Here is a 17,641-nt window from a genome sequence, read left to right as displayed (position 1 = left end):
CGTCCGGCGGCCGCGTCCGCAGCCGTCGATCACGCGGTCGTGCAGGCTAGACGCATCCCCTGGTGCCGCCCATGCGACCGGGTGTCGCAGCCGGACCCGCCCCGCCCCGGTATCCTGTCGTGATGCACGACGCGCCCGGCCCCGCCGTTCTCACCCCGAGTCAGCTCAATACGCTCGCGCGCGGCCTGCTCGAGGACGCCTTCCCGCAGGTGCTGGTCGAAGGCGAGCTGTGCAACGTGTCGCGCCCGGCATCGGGGCATCTCTATTTCACTCTGAAGGATGCCCGCGCGCAGGTGCGCTGCGCGCTGTTCAAGCCCAAGAGCCAGTGGCTGCGCTTCGTTCCACGCGACGGCTTGCAGGTGCGTGCGCGGGGCCGGGTCACGCTGTACGAGGCGCGCGGTGATTACCAGCTGATCCTCGACACGATGGAGGAAGCCGGCGAGGGCGCGCTGCGCCGCGAGTTCGACGCCCTGAAGGCGAGGCTGCAGGCCGAAGGCCTGTTCGACGCCACACGCAAGCGCCCGCTGCCGGCCTTTCCGGGGCGGCTCGGCGTGATCACCTCGCCCTCGGGTGCGGCCGTGCGCGACGTGCTCAGCGTGCTCGCGAGACGCTTCCCGCTGCTGGAGGTCGATATCCTGCCGGCCCTGGTGCAGGGCGCCGAGGCGCCGGCCCAGCTGCTGCGCATGCTCGAGGCCGCCGGCGCTTCGGGTCGTTACGACGCCCTGCTGCTGACCCGCGGTGGCGGTTCGCTCGAGGACCTGTGGGCGTTCAACGACGAGGCGCTGGTCCGGGCGGTGGCGCGCGCGCCGGTTCCGGTGGTTTCGGCCGTGGGTCACGAAACCGACTTCAGCCTCTGCGATTTCGCGGCCGACCTGCGCGCGCCCACCCCGTCGGCCGCGGCCGAACTGCTGACTCCGGACCGGGGGGACCTGCTCGGTCGCATCCGCCAGCTCGGGCGGCGCGTGGACGGCGCGCAACTGCGCGCGGCGCAGGCCCGGGCGCAGCGCGTGGACCGCCTGGCCCTGCGCCTGCAGGCCCTGCGTCCGCAGGCGCGGCTCGATGCCCTGCGCATCCGCCAGGCCACCGCCTTGCGGCGGCTCGCGGCCGCGCTGGAGCGCCAGCTGCACCAGCAGCGCGCCCGTCTCCGCCATGCGGAGGCCGGGCTCCGGGCGCACGCCCCGGCACGGCGTCTGCAGCCGCTGCGCGAGCGTCTGGCGCGCCTGCGCGGACGGCCCGGTGCGGCGCTCGCGCAGCGCCTCCAGCGCGACGCCCTGCAGCTGCGCGGTCTCGCCCGCTCGTTGGAGGCGGTAAGCCCGCTTGCCACGATCGCCCGTGGCTACAGCATCCTGCAGCGCGACGATGGCAGCGTGGTGCGCAGCGTGCGCGACGTCGTCGCCGGGGACACGGTCGAGGCCCGCGTGGTGGACGGTCGGCTGCGCCTGCACGTGGAGCCGGACCGCGGCTGAACGACCCGTCCTGGCGGCACGCCGCCCCCTTGCTCGCGGAACGGGCGCGGTGGACCCGCCCGCGTGCTTGGAGGTCGCCTCCCCTCCGTGCAGAGTGAGTCGGGCCGGACCGGGCGCAGATCTGCGACAGCCTTCGCCGCCTCGATGGCCGCGGTTGCCGCGACCGAACCTGCCGACGGTCGGACCCGACACCGCCTCACCCCGTGACACCGCCGGGTCGCTCCGATCCCACTTTGGCGAGACCGGCGCGATCATCCGCCCGCTCGACGGGACCGGATCGCGGCCGAGGCGTTCCGGAGGGATTCCGGACGTGCAGAGCGCGGACCGACGGCCTTGCGTCGGCCTCGGACCCTGCGCATACGGAGGCGGCCGTGACACGCAGCGTTCCGGGTGCCCTCGCCCGTCGCTCACGTGCAGGCTGACATGCTGGGCGCCGCTGTCACGACGGAGCTGCGCGCAATGACCAAGGCGTCCGACCTGTTCGTCTCGGCGCTGGAGGCCGAAGGCGTCACCCATGTCTTCGGCATTCCCGGCGAAGAGAATCTCGACCTGCTCGAATCCCTGCGCGCCTCGCCGATCGAGCTGGTGCTCACCCGGCACGAGCAGGCCGCCGGGTTCATGGCGGCGACGGTCGGACGACTGACCGGACGCGCCGGCGTGTGCCTGGCGACCCTTGGCCCCGGCGCGACCAACCTGGTGACCGCCGCGGCCTACGCCCAGCTCGGTGCGATGCCGATGCTGATGCTGACCGGGCAGAAGCCGATCCGCAGCAGCAGACAGGGCCATTTCCAGATCGTCGACATCGTCGACATGATGCGGCCTCTCACCAAGTACACCCGCCAGCTGGTCGCCGCCGACAGCATTCCCGCGCGCGTCCGCGAAGCCGTCCGCCTGGCCGAGGAAGAGCGCCCCGGCGCCACCCATCTCGAGCTTCCACAGGACGTGGCCGGCGACGACACCGAAGCGTCACTGTTGCCGCCCTCGCACGCGCGCCGGCCCCTGGCCGAACACAAGGCGGTCGCCCGCGCCGCCGAGGCCGTCCGTTCCGCGAAGCACCCGCTGCTGATGATCGGCGCGGGCGCCAACCGCAAGACGACCTCGAAGATGCTCCGCGCCTTCGTCGACCGGCTCGGGATTCCCTTCTTCAGCACCCAGATGGGCAAGGGCGTTCTCGACGAGCGGCATCCGCTGTGGCTCGGCACCGCAGCGCTGTCGAAGGACGATTTCGTGCACCGCGCCATCGAGGCTGCGGACTGCATCATCAACATCGGGCACGACGTGATCGAGAAGCCGCCGTTCGCGATGCACGATGGCCGACGCACGGTGATCCACGTCAATTACCTGAGCGCGGCGGTCGACCAGGTGTACTTCCCGCAGATCGAGGTGATCGGCGACATCGCGAACGCGGTATGGCAGCTGGCCGAAGCGCTCGACCCGCAACCGCACTGGGACTTCGCCTTCTTCGACCGGGTGCGCACGGCGCTGTGCGAGGACATCGCCACGCTCGCCGGCGATACACATTTTCCGATGCGCATTCCGCATCTGGTGCAGTCGCTCCGCGGGGTGCTGTCGGACACCGACATCGTCTGTCTCGACAACGGCCTGTACAAGATCTGGTTCGCGCGCAACGACCGGTGCCGTGCGCCGAACACCCTGCTGCTGGACAACGCGCTGGCCACGATGGGTGCCGGCCTGCCTTCGGCCATCGCCGCCGCGCTCGTGCATCCCGATCGCAAGGTCGTCGCAGTGTGCGGCGACGGTGGCTTCATGATGAACTCGCAGGAGCTCGAGACCGCCGTACGGCTCGGCGTGGACCTGGTGGTCGTGGTGCTGCGTGACGATGCCTACGGCATGATCAAGTGGAAACAGCAGCACGAGGACTATCCCAGCTACGGAATGGACTACGGCAACCCGGACTTCGTACGCTACGCTGAAGCGTTCGGTGCGCGCGGCCATCGCCCCGCGAGCGCCGAGGCCTTCGCCTCGACCCTGCGCGATGCCCTGGCCACTCCCGGGGTCGACCTGATCGATCTCGCCATCGACTACAGCCTCGACGACGCCCTGCTCAACGCCGATATCCCACGGCGCAGCGCCGCCCTCGACTGAGGTCCCCGCGACCGCAACCGGAGTCTCCCGCAATGGCCAAGACATCGAAGACCACGCCGGGCCTCGCCCGCAGCTATCCCTACTACCTCGCCAATGCCGCGGTGGCCGCGAACACCGATCTCGAGGTGCGCGACAAGTACAGCGGCAAGGTCGCCACGCGCGTGGCGATGGGCGACGCCGCGGCGATCCGCAAGGCGATCGTCGCCGCGCACAAGGCGCGCGGGCCGATGGCCGATTTCCCGCCCGACAAGCGCCGCGACGTGCTCGAGCACTGCGTGCGCCGCTTCGAGGAACGCTATGAGGAGCTCGCGCTGGCGCTTTGCATCGAGGCCGGCAAGCCGATCAAGGATGCGCGTGGCGAAGTCACCCGCCTGATCGATACGTTCCGCATCGCCGCCGGCGAGGCCACGCGCGGCGAAGGCGAAGTGATCGAGCTGCAGATCTCCGAGCGAACGCGCGGCTATCGCGGCATGGTCAAGCGGGTGCCGATCGGCGTGTGCAGCTTCATCACGCCGTTCAACTTCCCGTTGAACCTGGTCGCGCACAAGGTCGCACCGGCCATCGCGGCCGGCTGCCCCTTCGTGCTCAAGCCGGCCGCGAAGACGCCGGTCGGCGCGCTGATCATCGGCGAGATTTTGGCCGAAACCGACCTGCCCAAGGGTGCGTTCTCGGTGATTCCGTGCAGCAACGAGGACGCAGCGGCACTGACCGAGGACGAGCGCATCGCGCTGCTGAGTTTCACCGGCGGCCTGATCGGCTGGGATCTCAAGGCGCGCGCCGGCAAGAAGAAGGTCGTGCTGGAACTCGGCGGCAATGCGGCCTGCATCGTCGACGAGGATCCGGGCCTGCCGCTGGACAAGGTGGTCGAGCGCCTCGTGTTCGGCGCGTATTACCAGTCCGGCCAGAGCTGCATCGGCGTGCAACGCATCTACGCGCACCGCAGCGTGCACGAGGCCCTGCGCCGCAAGCTCAAGAAGGCGATCGGCGCGCTGCGCAGCGGCGATCCGCGCGACGAAAGCACCTTCGTCGGCCCGGTCATCGACAGCGATGCGGCCGACCGGATCGAATCCTGGATCGATGCCGCCCGCAAGGCCGGCGCCAAGGTCATCGCCGGCGGCAAGCGCGAGGGCAACATCATTCCGGCGACGCTGCTGGAGAAGGTGCCGCGCGATGCGGATCTCGAGCGCAAGGAAGTCTTCGGCCCGGTCGCACTGCTGGAACCGGTCGACAGCTTCGACGAGGCGATCGCGCGGGTGAACGACAGCGACTTCGGCCTGCAGGCCGGCGTGTTCACCGGCAATCTCACCCACGCGATGCGGGCCTGGGACCGGATCGAGGCCGGCGGCGTCGTGGTCGGCGACGTGCCGAGCTTCCGGGTGGACAACATGCCCTACGGCGGCATCAAGGATTCCGGCATCGGCCGCGAAGGCGTGAAGTACGCGATCCGCGACATGACCGAGGAACGCCTGCTGGTGATCCGCGACCCGGCCTGAACCGGGTTGCTTCCATACGAAACAGGCCGGTCAGGCGATCGCGCGTCGCGCGTCGGCGCCTGCGGGCGTCGTCGCCGCCGGCACCGGGTCCCGTGCCACACCCCGCAGCAGCTCCACCGGCGGCGGAGGGCCGTCATCGGACTCCAGCGCCGAATCGTAGATGCGCACCTGGCGTCGGCCGCCGCGCTTTGCGGCATACATCGCCTGATCGGCCTGACGCATCAGCGAGGTCAGGTCGTACTGCCCATCGGCCACGTCGGCCACACCGAAACTCGCGGTGATACGGAACGCGTAGCCATCCTCCGCGCCGTCGATCGCCTGGATCCGGACCTGGGCATCGTTCGCCAGGCGCGCTGCCGCCGACGCATCGAGACCGGGGAGAAACAGGGCGAACTCCTCTCCGCCCAGGCGCCCGAATGCGTCGATTCCCCGGCACAGCGGACGCACCGCATCGGCGACCTGACGCAAGGCCCAGTCTCCGGCGGCATGCCCGAAGCGGTCGTTGACCTGCTTGAAGTGATCGAGATCGAACATGACCAGCACGGCAGGTTCGCCAGCGCGCTCGCACTGCGCGAGCGCACTGCCCGCGCGCTCGGAAAAATGCTGCCGGTTGCAGATTCCGGTCAGCGCATCGGTCTCGGTCATGCGCTTCAGGCGCACCTGCAGCCGCTTCGTCTTGTAGGCCCAGTAGCCGACCGAGGTCATGCCGGCGACGAGCACCAACGCCAGCAACAGCCAGTTCTGCGCACGCTGCTCGGTCACCCGCTTCTGCAGTTCCAGAACTTCGTTCTTCTGATGCAGCAGCTCGATCTGCTGCGCCTGCTGCAGCGACTGGTGGCGCACGACCTGATAGGCCATCTCGCGCGACTTCACGTCATTGAAGTGCGCACGCTCGGCTTCGGCGTACAGCCTGTAGGCAGACAGCGCGGACTCCATGTCGTTGCCCTGCAGTGCGAGCAGGTACTGCACATGGTGCGCCTTGACGATCGCTTCGGCCGACATGGCCTCCGTGCTGATCGACAGTGCCTTGTCGGAATGGACCCGTGCCGCGGCCGGCTCGCCGGCCTTCATCGACAGCTCCGCCAGCGCGGCGTGGTACTGCGCGATGATGAAGGGATACCCGGTGGCCTCGACCTCCGGCAAGTGGCGGGTCAGGAGGGCGATCGCGTCGCTCAAACGTCCCTGGGCTTCCATCTGGCGGGCGAGATGCCAGCGCACGAATGCCGCGAAGATCGGCTCGTCGGCGCATTTCTCCAGCACGTCGTGGGCCATGCGATCGTCGAACGACTGACCCAGCCCGTTCTTCGCCTCCAGCGTGATGCTCCCGATCGCACAGACGGTCCGCGGTACAGGCTGGTCCTGGGCCACGGTCTCGACGTGGCGCAAGGCAAGCCCGTATTCGCCCACCTGGTTGTAGACGATCGCCGCGACCATCAGTCCACGGTGCCGGAGTTCGCGATCCTCGACGCCTTCGACGAGCGGAAGCATGGCATCCAACGCGCGGAGGGAGTCCTCGAACTGGCGTTGGACGGCGTGCGTATTTGCGAGCATGGACGCTGCGAGAAACCGAGTCTCTGCGTCCACTGCATCGACGAGGATCCGTCTGAGCTCTACGATCGCTTCTGCCGAACGTCCGGTCGTGATCGACTGGTGGACCCGAAGCATACGGATACGGTTGATCTGTCGCGCCGTCGCCTGTTCGGCCAGTGCGTCGATTTGCCCCAGAAGCTCCGCAAAACGGCGAGCATCCGAAGTTCGCACTGCATCGGCGTCCTGAATCAGCCGATCCAATGATGGCTGCGCTTGCAATGGTCCACATCCGAAGAATGCAAGCACAAGCGCAAATACGAACAGGCGCTCTCTGCCGAACGCTCGTCGCCACGAAGAATCGGACTTACGCGTCCAGTGGGGCCTGCTCATCCTCGTCCCGCTTACCGTCATCGTCCTGATCCGGTTGATCGCTCTGTGGTTCGGTCTCTCCGCCGTCTGGCGTCATGATCAGACAAGCCATCACCGACGAACCGAGTCGCAGATTCCACTGGCCGCTCTCAAACGTTGTGGAGCTTCCGACTTCGACGTTGAACGCCGTCTCCATGCCGTAGGCTTCAAGTTCCGCGATCACATCCAACATTCATTCCCCCTTGGTTCTACACGGTGGCACCGCGGACACCTGACTCACGCACCGGTACCCGCGGCTGCCCACATCGCTTCGTTCCGCGCCATCGCCCGCCCCGGCGGCACCACGAGCGTGGTGTGCTGGTGCAGCGCGGCGTCGACGAGCCCCCTGAGCGGCACCCGCTCCACCCGGGGCCGCGCGACCGCGAGCGTAGCAGCTTCATAGAGTGTCACGACATGGTCCAGGGGGTAGTCCTCCGACAAACGGTCGACCAGCAGCGCCCGCTCGGCGGCCGTATTGCTGAAACGGCCTGTGTCGCGGATTCCGGCCACGCCCACCTGCCACAGCACCAGCCACGCGGAGGGATCGGTGACGCGGCGGTAGAACATGAACTGGCTGGCCTCGTAGTGCTGGCAGCCGACCTCGCCCGGGTCGACGCCCAGATCCGCATACAGGCAGTCCTCGGCCGAAATGCCCGGCTCCATCACGGCCTGGAAGCCCTCGGCGCGCGCGGCGGCGATCGCCCGGTGCGGCACGCGGGCGAACACGCCCGGATGGCCGTAGAAGGCCCCGCAGACCTCGCGCCCAGCGCGGACCTCGGCGAGCATCGCCTCGACCATGTCGGCATAGGTGCGGTGGCGCGACCGGCCTTCGCGATAGAACGGCTGCAGGCTGCGGCAGTCGGGGTTCATTCGCATCACCCACTGCTCCACCAACGGGTCGGAGACGGCGACGAACACCACGTCCGCGGTCTCGATGTGGCGGCGGGCCCGGGGCCCCAGGTGCGCGCCCAGCATCATGCCCACACCCACACAGGCCAATCGGCCCTGGCTGCCCATGCGTGATCCGCCCCCCGTGCGAAGGCGGCAATCTAGACTGTGACCGGCGTCGCGGCAAGCGGCTGCAGGCGCGTCCGGTCCATCCGCCAGCGTATCCAGCCGGCCTCGGCATCGAGCGGCGCGAATCCGAGCGACTGCATCAGGCCCTCCGCCGCGGTGTGGCCGGTCCGATGGCGCGTCCACACAGCATCGAGGCCACCGGTGCCGAGCACGTACGGCAGCAGCGCCGTCAGCGCTTCGCGGGCAATTCCCCTTGCGCGCGCGCCTGCGCCCAACAGCAGGCCGGTCTCGGCCGTCGTCCGCGCCGCGTCGACCACCAGCGACAACAGCCCGAGAGCGTGCGGCCCTTCGTCCAGCCGCCAATAGCGCGCCCTGGGCGGCTCACTGCGCATCTGGCGCAGCGCGGCCGCCAGTGCGCGGCCCGCGGCGTCCGCGTCGAGCGGCGCGCCGACCTGCGCCATCGTCTCCGCATCGCCGTACAGCGCGGCGAACAGCGCGCCATCGGCCTCGCACAGCGGTGTGGCCCGCAGACGCGTGGTGGTGAACGCGCCGGGCCAGACCGCCGACACATCGACGCGCCCGCCATCGCCGCTCATTGCGCGCGGGCACCCTCGGCCAGCGCGTGCAGCAGGTCGACATAGGACTTCTCGACCTCGGCCAGGCCCGCCGCACCCACGCCCTCGGCCGGGCGGATCAGCATGTACTCGTCCGGCCCGTGTGCGCCCCAGCCGTGGCCCAGGCCGCCGAACACGAACGGCAGGTCCAGCGTGCGCGTGAACTGGTAGAACGGCGCGCTGCCCGCGAGCCACGGCGCCACGCGCGCCTTGACGCCGTATTTGTTGAAGACGCCGATCGCGGCCTGCACCAGCGGCGTGTCGGCGGCGGTCGACGCGGCCGGATAGCCCGACAGCGGACGCAGCACGATGTCCCTGAAGCCGCCTGCGTCCAGGTGCGCGCGGATCATCGCGTAGGCGGCGTCGGGCTCGAGGCCGGGCGGCAGGCGCGAGTCCAGCTTGGCCGTGGCCACGTGCGGGAGGATGGTCTTCATGCCCTCGCCGGTGTAGCCGCTCCACAGGCCGTCGATATTGAGCGTCGGCTCCCACAGGTTGCGCACGATGGCCTCGCGCCCGGTCAGCCCGTCCACCCAGCGCTCCACCCCGAGCGAGCGCTGCAGCGCGGCGTCGTCGACATCCGCGGCCAGCGCGTTGACCAGGGACTGCTCGGCTTCGGTGGGCGGAGTGACCGCCTCGTAGTAGCCGGGAATCGCCACCGTATTGCCATCGGCCGAGGTCAGCGAGGCGATGGCCTGCACCAGGCGCAGCGCCGGTGCGTCGACCAGGGACTTGAACGAGCCGTGGATCTCCGCGCGGGTCGGACCGCCGCGCGCACCGCCACGCGCTTCGAGTTCGAAATAGATGATGCCCTTCACGCCGAGGTTGAGCTGGGCATCGCCCGCGGCGCTCTGCACCAGCATCGGAAAGAACGCGCCGTCGGCCGCGCGCAGCCGCTCGCGCCAGGGCGCCAGTACCGCACCGAAGTTCGGCGAACCCAGTTCCTCCTCGCCCTCGGCGACGACGTAGAGGTTGACCGGCAAGGTGCCGTCGACCGCCAGCATCGACGCGACCGCATTGAGAAATGCCCGTTGCGGGCCTTTCTGGTTCATCGCGCCACGCGCCATCAGCACGGTGCCGAACTCGTGGTCGACCAGCTCGCCGGCGAAGGGATCGGCGATCCGCCAGTTCGGCTCGACCGGCTGCACGTCGTACATCATGTAGACCACCAGCGTGACCGGCGCGCCGGCGTCGTAGTGGCCGAGCACGCCCGGATGGCCGGGTGTCTCCACCCGACGCACCTCCTGGAAGCCCAGCCCGCGCAGATCCTCGGCCAGCAGATCGGCCATCGCGTCGATGCCGTCGTTCTCGGCACTGATCGAGCGCTGGCGCACCCAGCGCTGCAGCTGTGCAATGTGCGCATCTTGCTGCGCGTCGATGTGCGCGTAGACCGCGTCGTGGCGGCCGGCGTAGGCCGGCACCGCGGTGGAATCGAACCGCGCCTGCGTGGTGAACGGATAGACGGGGCGCTCGGCGTGGGCCGATGCGATCGCCAGCACGAGCGCGGACGTCAGGGCGATGGTGGGCAGGCGCATCCTTGGCACTCCCGGGTCAGGTCACCGGATCATGCCCGCGATCGGCGTCCGCGCAAACCGGGGCCGGGTCTGCGCGCCCATGCGAGCCCACACGGTGGCGCTCAGCCGCCCCGTGTCCGCAGCACCCGCTCCACGTCCGTCAGCGACAGGTCCCGCGCGCGCAGCAGCACGATCAGGTGGTACAGCAGGTCCGCGCTTTCGCCCAGCAGTGCGTCGTCGTCCTGCACCACGCCGGCAAGTGCGGTCTCGACGCCCTCCTCGCCCACCTTCTGCGCGATGCGGCGGATGCCGCCCTCGAGCAGCCGCGTGGTGTAGCTGCCCTCGGGCCGCTCGCGCGCGCGGGTGGCGATCAATGCGTCGAGTTCGGCGAGCACGCCGGCCGGCGCGCCGGGGAAACAGCTCGGACGCTGCAGGTGGCAGGTGGGGCCGTGCGGATGCGCCATCACCAGAAGGGTGTCCGAATCGCAGTCGGTCTCGATCGAGACCAGTTCCAGCACATGACCGGACTGTTCGCCCTTGGTCCACAGCCGGTTCTTGCTGCGGCTGAAGAAGGTCACCTGGCCGCGGCGCAGCGTCTCCGCGTAGGCGGCGCGGTCCATGTAGCCGAGCATCAGCACGCGCAGCGTCGCGGCGTCCTGCACGACGGCCGGGAGCAGGCCGTCGCCCTTGGACCAGTCGAGTGCGTCGACGTCGGGCGCACCGGCAAGGGCGGTGGATGTCATGGGCAGCGGACCTCGATGTGCTGTGCGGCGAGCGCGCGCTTGAGTTCGGGAATGGCGATGCGGCCGCTGTGGAACACGCTGGCCGCCAGCGCGCCGTCGACGTCGGCCTGCAGGAACGCGTCGGCGAAATGGGCGATCTCGCCTGCACCGCCCGAGGCGATCAGCGGGACCGCGCACACCGCGCGTGCAGCCGAGAGCTGTTCGAGATCGTAGCCGGTGCGCACGCCGTCCTTGTCCATGCAGTTGAGGACGATCTCACCGGCTCCCAAGCGCACGGCTTCGGCGATCCAGTCCAATGTGCGAGTCGGCAATTCGCGGGTGCGGTCGGGATCGCCGGTGTGGCTCCGCACGCGCCACTGCCCGTCTGTTTCTCGGATCGAATCGATGCCGACCACGACGCATTGCACCCCGAAGGCGTCGGCCAGCTCGCAAATCAGCGCGGGACGCTCCAGCGCCGGCGTGTTGACCGAGATCTTGTCGGCACCGGCATGCAGCACTGCGCGCGCGGTCTCGACATCGCGGATGCCGCCGGCCACGCAGAACGGAATGTCGATCAGGCGCGAGACCCGCTCCACCCAGCCGCGGTCGACCGAGCGGCCCTGGGGACTGGCGGAAATGTCGTAGAACACCAGCTCGTCGGCGCCCGCGTCGCGGTAGCGCAGCGCGAGCTCGACGATGTCGCCCATGTCGACGTGGTCGCGGAAGCGCACGCCCTTGACCACGCGCCCGTCGCGCACATCGAGGCAGGGAATGATGCGGCGGCTCAGCACGCCAGCGCCTCCGACAGCTCGAAGCGGCGTTCGAGCAGGGCCCGCCCCAGCACGATGCCCGCGCAGCCTTGCGCGCGCGCCGCTGCCACGTCACCCAGCTCGCGCACCCCGCCGGACGCCTGCACCCGCAGTGCGGGCGCGATCAGGCGCAGGTGTGCGTAGAGATCCGCGTTGGGCCCGGAGAGCATGCCGTCGCGGGCGATATCGGTACTCAGCAGGTGGACGAGACCCGCGCGTGCATAACGCACGGCGAGCGCGCCGAGGGTGTCCTGTCCCACCTCGGTCCAGCCGTGCACAGGCAGGCGCCACACGCCGTCGGCGTCGAGCCGGGTGTCCAGCGCCACCGTGATGTGTTCTGCGCCGAACGACACGATCCACGCCTCGACGAGGGCCGGCTCGCGCACGGCCAGCGAACCGACGACCACGCGATCGGCCCCTGCATCCAGGATGCGCCGTACATCGTCGGCGGACCGCACGCCGCCACCGGTCTGCACGCACAGGCCCGTGGTGGCACGGATCCGCTCGAGCAGCGGGGCGAGCGTATAGCCGCCCTCGCGCGCGGCGTCCAGGTCCACCAGGTGCAGCCAGCGTGCCCCGGCGTCCGCATAGCGCTGGATCTGTGCCAGGGGATCGTCGCCGTAACGGGTTTCCCGCGCGTAGTCGCCCTGCGCGAGACGCACGACGCGTGCATCGCGGATGTCGATGGCGGGATAGACGGTGAAGCCGGTCATGCGGGTGATCCGTTGGGCGAGACCGCCGGGACGACACCCGGCGCAAGAAAGTTCTGCAACAGGCGTGCACCGACCGTGGCCGAGCGCTCGGGGTGGAACTGCGCGCCGCCGATGTGCCCACGCTGCACCGCGGCCGCGAACGGCGCCCCGTGGTCGCTGGCCAGAATGCAGTCGGGAGTGACCGGCGCGGCAAAGCTGTGCACGAAGAAGGCATGATCGCCTTCGGCGATGCCGGTGGCGAGCGTGCCGGGGGCGGTGTGCCGCAGCCGGTTCCAGCCCATGTGCGGGACACGCATGCCGCCGGCGCCAGCGAGCCGTGCAACCGTACCGGGCAGCAGACCGAGCCCCTGCACGTTTCCCTCTTCGGAGCGTTCGTAAAGCAGCTGCATGCCGACGCAGATGCCGAGCAACGGCTGCTCGAGCGAGCGCAGGACATCGACGAGATCCAGCTGGCGCAGCCGCGCCATCACCTGCGCAGCCGTCCCGACCCCCGGCAACACGACGCGGTCGGCCAGACGGATGCTCGCCGCGTCGGTGACGAGTGCGGCTTCGATACCGAGGCGCTCGAAGGCGTAGCGGACCGAACCGGTATTGGCACCGCCGGCATCGATGATCACGACACGCATGCGAGGCTCCGGCGGGCCCTGCCGACAGGGAGGCTGCATGCGGCGTCGCGCGTGGCGGCATCGACGCGTGCGGGATCGACCGCCCTGCGATGGGTCGCGGCGCCGGCCATGCACCGCGCTGCGGCGATCGTTACGCGCCTGCGCACCCGCTGCGCAGGCGCCTCGTGCATACCGCCAGCCACTGTCCAGGCGTGGATCATCACCATGCGCATCACAACGTCCCCTTCGTACTCGGCAGCGCATCGCCACTGCGTCGCACGGCCTGGCCGAGCGCGCGGGCGAAGACCTTGAAGCAGGCTTCGACCTTGTGGTGATCGTTGTCGCCTTCGACCTTCAGGTTGAGGTTCAACGCCGCCGAGTCGCAGACCGAGCGGAAGAAATGCTCGACGAGTTCGGTCGGCATGTCGCCGACGCGTTCGCGCACGAAGCGGCCATCGAAGACGAGATACGGCCGGCCACCGAAATCGAGTGCGGCGCTCGCCAGGGTCTCGTCCATCGGCAAGGTGAAACCGTAACGGCCGATGCCGCGCTTGTCGCCGAGCGCTTCGCGCAGTGCCTGACCCAGCGCGATGCCGGTGTCCTCGATCGTGTGGTGTTCGTCGATCTGCAGGTCACCTTCGGCCTGCACGACCAGCGAGATGCCGGCGTGCTTGCCGATCTGGTCGAGCATGTGGTCGAAGAACGGCAGGCCGGTCGAGACGCGCGCATCCGCCGCGGCATCGAGATCGAGTTCGACGCGGATGCGGGTTTCCTTCGTGTTGCGGACGACGGTCGCGCGGCGCGGCGCGTCGCAGAGTGCGTGCGCGATGCCGGCCCAGTCCCACTCGCCGCCGAACTGCGCCGTGCGCAGCTTGAAGCCGCGGATGCCCAGATTTTCGGCGAACTGGATGTCGGTATCTCGGTCGCCGACCATCGCCGATTTGTCGAGATCGATGCCGCGATCGCGCAGGTAGTGCATCACCAGGCCCAGAGCCGGCTTGCGCGTCGGTGCGTTGTCGGCAGGCCAGCTGCGGTCGATCAGCACTTCGCGGAACACGATGCCCTGGCTTTCGAAGATGCCCAGCATCAGGTCGTTCGGGCCGTCGAACGTCGCCTGCGGATAGCCCTCGGTGCCGAGGCCATCCTGGTTGGTGACGATGACGAACTCGAAGCCGGCATCGCGCAGCCGCAGCATCGCGGGGATCACGCCCGGCACGAAGCGCAGCTTCTCGAACGCATCGATCTGGAAATCCGCCGGCTCCTCGATCAGGGTGCCATCGCGGTCGACGAACAGGATCTTCTTGCCGCGCGCACTCATGCCGCGATCTCCAAGGCTTGCAGGGCGGACAGCACGCGCGCGTTCTGCGCAGGCGTGCCGAGACTGATGCGCAGCGCGTCGCCGAGCTGCGGCGCGGCGCGCTGGTCGCGCACGACGATGCCGGCCGAGAGCAGCGCGGCGAACGCACGATCCGCATCGACGAAGCGCACCAGAAGATAGTTGCCGGCCGACGGATAGACCTGGCGCACGCCCGGCATGTCCGCGAGCGCTGCGGCGAGCGCATCGCGCTCGACGATGGTCTCAGTGACGCGCGCCTGCGTCAGCGCGAGCGCGTCCGCCGACAGCCCGGTCAGCGCGAGATCGGCGCAGGGCGTCGGCACCGGATACGGCGCCTGGCAACGGCGCAGCACCGCGATCAGATCGGGGTGGCCGATCGCCACGCCGATCCGGGCGGCCGCAAGCGCATGCGCCTTCGACAGCGTGCGCAATACGACGAGATTCTCGTGCGCGGCGAGCAGCGTCGTGGCCGAGGCCGTCCCCGCGAATTCGATATAGGCCTCGTCGACGACGACGATCGCCCGGCCCGTCAATGCATCGGCCAGATGATCGACCTCGGCCAGGTGCACCAGGCCGCCGGTCGGATTGGACGGCGAGCACAGGAACACGAGCTTCGCGTTGCGCGCGAGCGCCGCGTTGCGCACTGCGGCGACGTCCACAGCAAATCCATCCGGTCCGTCGATCAACGGCACTTCGACGAACGCCGCGCCCTGCAGCCGCGCGCTCACCGCGTACATGCCGAACACCGGTGGGGTCGCCAGCACCGCATCCCGGCCGGGCACGCACAGCGCGCGCACCAACAGATCGATCGCCTCGTCGCTGCCGCGGCCGATCAGCAACTGCTCGACCTCGATGCCATATACCTCGGCCAGCCGCGCCTGCAGTTCGGGCGGTTGCGGCGACGGATAGCGCCGGCAACGTCCCTCGGCATCGCCGGGATTCGCCAATGGCGCCTCGTTGGCGTTGAGCCAGACGTCGCCTTCGAGCCGCTGCGTGCGCGCCGAGGAATAGCCGGCGAAATCACGCAGGTCCTCGCGGACCAGATCGCGCACGCTGCTCATGCCGCCGCCTTCGCGATCCGCAGCGCGACCGCGTTCGCGTGCGCATCCAGGCCTTCGGCGCGCGCCATCGTCACCGCATCGGGACCGATCGCGCGGATGCCGGCGGCATTCGCCGACTGCACGCTAACCGTGTTCTGGAAGCTCGACACGCTGACCCCGCTCCAGGCCCGCGCCGCGCCGCCGGTCGGCAGGACGTGGTTGGTGCCACTGCAGTAATCGCCGAGCGCTTCGGGCGTCCAGTCGCCGAGGAACACCGAACCGGCGACCTCGACGTGATCGAGCCAGTCGCGCGGCGTGCGCAGCGCGAGGATCAGGTGTTCGGGCGCGTAGCGATTGCTGATGTCGAACGCGGTGTCGAGCGTATCCACCCGCAGCAGGCGCGAACGCGCCATCGCCTGACGGGCGATCGCCGCGCGCGGCAGGGCCGCCAGCTGTGTAGACAGCTCCGCGCGAACGTTCTCCAGCAGCGCATCGTCGTCGGACAGCAGCAGCACCTGCGAATCGGGGCCGTGTTCGGCCTGCGACAGCAGATCGGCGGCGACGAACGCGACATCGGCACCGGCGTCCGCGATCACCAGCACTTCCGAGGGACCGGCCGGCATGTCGATCGCCACCGTCCCGCCCTGCGCGACCTGCTGCTTGGCCTCGGTGACGAAGCTGTTGCCGGGGCCGAACAGCTTGTCGCAGGCGGGCACGCGCGCGGTGCCGAAGGCCATCGCCGCGATCGCCTGCGCGCCGCCCAGCTTGAACACGCGGTGCACGCCGGTGAGCCTTGCGGCCACCAGCACCGCCGGATCGGCGCTGCCGTCAGGCCGCGGCGGCGTGCACAGCACGACCTCGCGACATCCGGCCAGGCGCGACGGCACGCCCAGCATCAGCGCGGTCGACGGCAACGGCGCGGTGCCGGCCGGCACGTACAGGCCGACGCGCGGGATCGGCCGCACGATGCGCGCGCAGTTGACGCCGTCGGCGGTGTCGACGTTGTAGCCGGCGGTCATGCCCGCCGCGTGGAAACGCTCGATACGCGCGGCGGCGTTGACCATCGCCTCGCGTAGCTCCACAGGCACCGCGGCCTCGGCAGCGGCGAATTCGTCGACGCCGACTTCGAAGTCCTCGAGCACCACGCGATCGAAGCGCTCGGTCAATTCGCGCAAGGCATCGTCGCCCCGCGTCCGCACGTCGTCGAGCACGTCGGCGACCGCGCTGCGCGTCTGCGCGGCCACGGCCTGCGTCGGCCGGCGCAGCAGCTCGGTGCGCGCATCGGCATCGGCCTCGCACCAGTCGACGATCGCCGGAATCACGTCGTCGAGCGTCGTCGTTGCGGTCTGCGTGCTCATGCCAGCATCCGCTCCACCGGCAACACCATCAGTCCGGCGGCGCCGGCCTGTTTCAGGGCTTCGAGGCGCGGCCAGGTCATCTCGCCGTGGCACAGCACCTGCAGCGCGACCTTGTCGCTGCCGTCGACCTGCAGCAGGGTCGGCGCCTCGGCGTCGGGCAGCAGCTTGAGCAGCGCGTCCACGCCGTCGCGGCGCGACTGGAACATCACCAGCCGGCTGTCGCGCAGCCGCAGCACGCCGTCGAGCCGGCGCAGCAGCAGCGACGCGAGATCGCCGCGCACGTCGGACAAGGGCGTTACTGGGCCGGCCAGCACCGCTTCGCTGGTCATCAGCGTGACTGCGGGCTTGAGCTGGTTCGCGGTCAGCGTGGCGCCGCTGGAGACGAGATCGCAGATCACGTCGGCCTGGCCGAGGCGCGGCGCGATCTCCACCGAGCCCGACAGGTTGACGATGGTCGCCTCGACGCCGTTCGCGTCCAGCCATTGCTGCAGCAGGCCGGGATAGCTCGTCGCGATGCGGCTGCCCTGCAGTTGCGCCGGACCGGTCCATTCGGCCGATTCCGGAATCGCGATGTCGAGCCGGCAGCCGCCGAAGCCGAGGCCGCGCACCGCCTTCGACACCTGCGGCAGGCCCTTGAGCGCACGGTCGGCGCCGACTTCGTCGAGCACATTGCGGCCGACGATGCCGTAGTCGCAGACGCCATCGGCGAGCAGGCCGGGGATGTCGTCGTCGCGGACCAGCAGCAGATCGACCGGCAGCGTTTCGCCGTAGCAGAACAGCTTGTCGCGGCTCTCGCGCCAGGACAGACCACAGGACGCCAGCAGGCCACGCGCCGGCTCGCTCAGGCGGCCGGACTTCTGGATGGCGATACGCAGGCGATCGCGCGTGGCGCCGCCGTTCACAGGACTCATCA

16 protein-coding genes are annotated in these 17,641 nt (G+C 69.7%); 3 read left to right on the top strand and 13 right to left on the bottom strand.

The features are described 5' to 3' along the window. The first annotated feature begins 122 nt into the window (after positions 1 to 122). The 3 genes from xseA (at position 123) to H0E82_RS15105 (ending at position 5,065) form a co-directional block, all read left to right on the top strand. Complete coding sequence (xseA, locus tag H0E82_RS15115) at positions 123 to 1,466, top strand: exodeoxyribonuclease VII large subunit (RefSeq protein ID WP_180546286.1); 1,344 nt, start codon at positions 123 to 125, stop codon at positions 1,464 to 1,466. A gap of 459 nt (positions 1,467 to 1,925) precedes the next feature. Next, the gene (locus tag H0E82_RS15110) at positions 1,926 to 3,572 is read left to right on the top strand and encodes an acetolactate synthase large subunit (protein ID WP_180546285.1); all 1,647 of its coding nucleotides are present in this window, start codon (positions 1,926 to 1,928) and stop codon (positions 3,570 to 3,572) included. Positions 3,573 to 3,604: 32 nt separating this feature from the next. Then, positions 3,605 to 5,065, top strand: a complete 1,461-nt coding sequence (locus tag H0E82_RS15105) for an aldehyde dehydrogenase family protein (RefSeq protein ID WP_180546284.1) — start codon at positions 3,605 to 3,607, stop codon at positions 5,063 to 5,065. Between the two features lie 30 nt (positions 5,066 to 5,095). On the opposite strand, the gene H0E82_RS15100 is transcribed toward H0E82_RS15105, so the two are convergent. From H0E82_RS15100 to hisG, 13 genes are all read right to left on the bottom strand, one after another. After that, positions 5,096 to 6,985, bottom strand: coding sequence for a sensor domain-containing diguanylate cyclase (locus H0E82_RS15100; protein ID WP_180546283.1), 1,890 nt, complete (start codon positions 6,983 to 6,985; stop codon positions 5,096 to 5,098). Continuing rightward, the gene (locus H0E82_RS15095; protein ID WP_180546282.1) at positions 6,960 to 7,196 is read right to left on the bottom strand and encodes a hypothetical protein; all 237 of its coding nucleotides are present in this window, start codon (positions 7,194 to 7,196) and stop codon (positions 6,960 to 6,962) included. The genes H0E82_RS15100 and H0E82_RS15095 overlap by 26 nt, the downstream gene beginning before the upstream one ends. A 44-nt stretch (positions 7,197 to 7,240) precedes the next feature. Next, positions 7,241 to 8,020 (bottom strand): SAM-dependent methyltransferase, encoded by a 780-nt coding sequence (locus H0E82_RS15090; RefSeq protein ID WP_180546281.1) that lies wholly within the window; start codon positions 8,018 to 8,020, stop codon positions 7,241 to 7,243. 32 nt (positions 8,021 to 8,052) lie between these two features. Beyond that, entirely contained in the window at positions 8,053 to 8,616 is a 564-nt protein-coding gene (locus H0E82_RS15085) for a GNAT family N-acetyltransferase (RefSeq protein ID WP_180546280.1), read from the bottom strand. After that, positions 8,613 to 10,166 carry a M20/M25/M40 family metallo-hydrolase gene (locus H0E82_RS15080; protein WP_180546279.1) on the bottom strand — a complete coding sequence of 518 codons (1,554 nt, stop codon included), beginning with the start codon at positions 10,164 to 10,166 and terminating at the stop codon, positions 8,613 to 8,615. Before H0E82_RS15080 ends, H0E82_RS15085 begins: the two co-directional genes overlap by 4 nt. Before the next feature lie 101 nt (positions 10,167 to 10,267). Continuing rightward, positions 10,268 to 10,888 (bottom strand): bifunctional phosphoribosyl-AMP cyclohydrolase/phosphoribosyl-ATP diphosphatase HisIE, encoded by a 621-nt coding sequence (hisIE, locus tag H0E82_RS15075; RefSeq protein WP_180546278.1) that lies wholly within the window; start codon positions 10,886 to 10,888, stop codon positions 10,268 to 10,270. Further along, positions 10,885 to 11,658: an imidazole glycerol phosphate synthase subunit HisF gene (gene hisF, locus H0E82_RS15070; RefSeq protein ID WP_180546277.1), complete on the bottom strand. Its 774-nt coding sequence runs from the start codon at positions 11,656 to 11,658 to the stop codon at positions 10,885 to 10,887. The genes hisIE and hisF overlap by 4 nt, the downstream gene beginning before the upstream one ends. Beyond that, entirely contained in the window at positions 11,652 to 12,389 is a 738-nt protein-coding gene (locus H0E82_RS15065; protein WP_180546276.1) for a 1-(5-phosphoribosyl)-5-[(5-phosphoribosylamino)methylideneamino]imidazole-4-carboxamide isomerase, read from the bottom strand. Before H0E82_RS15065 ends, hisF begins: the two co-directional genes overlap by 7 nt. Next, the gene (gene hisH, locus H0E82_RS15060) at positions 12,386 to 13,015 is read right to left on the bottom strand and encodes an imidazole glycerol phosphate synthase subunit HisH (RefSeq protein ID WP_180546275.1); all 630 of its coding nucleotides are present in this window, start codon (positions 13,013 to 13,015) and stop codon (positions 12,386 to 12,388) included. Before hisH ends, H0E82_RS15065 begins: the two co-directional genes overlap by 4 nt. Before the next feature lie 211 nt (positions 13,016 to 13,226). After that, the gene (hisB, locus tag H0E82_RS15055) at positions 13,227 to 14,312 is read right to left on the bottom strand and encodes a bifunctional histidinol-phosphatase/imidazoleglycerol-phosphate dehydratase HisB (protein ID WP_180546274.1); all 1,086 of its coding nucleotides are present in this window, start codon (positions 14,310 to 14,312) and stop codon (positions 13,227 to 13,229) included. After that, positions 14,309 to 15,391 carry a histidinol-phosphate transaminase gene (hisC, locus tag H0E82_RS15050; RefSeq protein ID WP_180546273.1) on the bottom strand — a complete coding sequence of 361 codons (1,083 nt, stop codon included), beginning with the start codon at positions 15,389 to 15,391 and terminating at the stop codon, positions 14,309 to 14,311. Before hisC ends, hisB begins: the two co-directional genes overlap by 4 nt. Further along, positions 15,388 to 16,728, bottom strand: a complete 1,341-nt coding sequence (gene hisD / locus H0E82_RS15045; RefSeq protein ID WP_180546272.1) for a histidinol dehydrogenase — start codon at positions 16,726 to 16,728, stop codon at positions 15,388 to 15,390. Before hisD ends, hisC begins: the two co-directional genes overlap by 4 nt. After that, entirely contained in the window at positions 16,725 to 17,639 is a 915-nt protein-coding gene (gene hisG, locus H0E82_RS15040) for an ATP phosphoribosyltransferase (protein WP_180546271.1), read from the bottom strand. Before hisG ends, hisD begins: the two co-directional genes overlap by 4 nt. Positions 17,640 to 17,641 lie beyond the last annotated feature (2 nt).

It is taken from the genome of Luteimonas deserti (assembly GCF_013425765.1).
GTDB classification, from domain to species: Bacteria; Pseudomonadota; Gammaproteobacteria; order Xanthomonadales; family Xanthomonadaceae; genus Luteimonas; species Luteimonas deserti.
Note: the sequence above shows the minus strand (reverse complement) of the source record. Positions and strands in the feature narration are given on the sequence as shown.

What these genes read in the sequence shown, in the direction of transcription:
- H0E82_RS15065 (WP_180546276.1), bottom strand. Translation starts at nt 12,389, where the DNA reads ATGACCGGCTTCACCGTCTATCCCGCCATCGACATCCGCGATGCACGC.
- hisH (WP_180546275.1), bottom strand. Translation starts at nt 13,015, where the DNA reads ATGCGTGTCGTGATCATCGATGCCGGCGGTGCCAATACCGGTTCGGTC.
- hisB (WP_180546274.1), bottom strand. Translation starts at nt 14,312, where the DNA reads ATGAGTGCGCGCGGCAAGAAGATCCTGTTCGTCGACCGCGATGGCACC.
- H0E82_RS15110 (WP_180546285.1), top strand. Translation starts at nt 1,926, where the DNA reads ATGACCAAGGCGTCCGACCTGTTCGTCTCGGCGCTGGAGGCCGAAGGC.
- hisD (WP_180546272.1), bottom strand. Translation starts at nt 16,728, where the DNA reads ATGAGCACGCAGACCGCAACGACGACGCTCGACGACGTGATTCCGGCG.
- H0E82_RS15080 (WP_180546279.1), bottom strand. Translation starts at nt 10,166, where the DNA reads ATGCGCCTGCCCACCATCGCCCTGACGTCCGCGCTCGTGCTGGCGATC.
- hisG (WP_180546271.1), bottom strand. Translation starts at nt 17,639, where the DNA reads ATGAGTCCTGTGAACGGCGGCGCCACGCGCGATCGCCTGCGTATCGCC.
- H0E82_RS15085 (WP_180546280.1), bottom strand. Translation starts at nt 8,616, where the DNA reads ATGAGCGGCGATGGCGGGCGCGTCGATGTGTCGGCGGTCTGGCCCGGC.
- H0E82_RS15090 (WP_180546281.1), bottom strand. Translation starts at nt 8,020, where the DNA reads ATGGGCAGCCAGGGCCGATTGGCCTGTGTGGGTGTGGGCATGATGCTG.
- hisIE (WP_180546278.1), bottom strand. Translation starts at nt 10,888, where the DNA reads ATGACATCCACCGCCCTTGCCGGTGCGCCCGACGTCGACGCACTCGAC.
- H0E82_RS15100 (WP_180546283.1), bottom strand. Translation starts at nt 6,985, where the DNA reads ATGAGCAGGCCCCACTGGACGCGTAAGTCCGATTCTTCGTGGCGACGA.
- H0E82_RS15095 (WP_180546282.1), bottom strand. Translation starts at nt 7,196, where the DNA reads ATGTTGGATGTGATCGCGGAACTTGAAGCCTACGGCATGGAGACGGCG.
- hisC (WP_180546273.1), bottom strand. Translation starts at nt 15,391, where the DNA reads ATGAGCAGCGTGCGCGATCTGGTCCGCGAGGACCTGCGTGATTTCGCC.
- H0E82_RS15105 (WP_180546284.1), top strand. Translation starts at nt 3,605, where the DNA reads ATGGCCAAGACATCGAAGACCACGCCGGGCCTCGCCCGCAGCTATCCC.
- xseA (WP_180546286.1), top strand. Translation starts at nt 123, where the DNA reads ATGCACGACGCGCCCGGCCCCGCCGTTCTCACCCCGAGTCAGCTCAAT.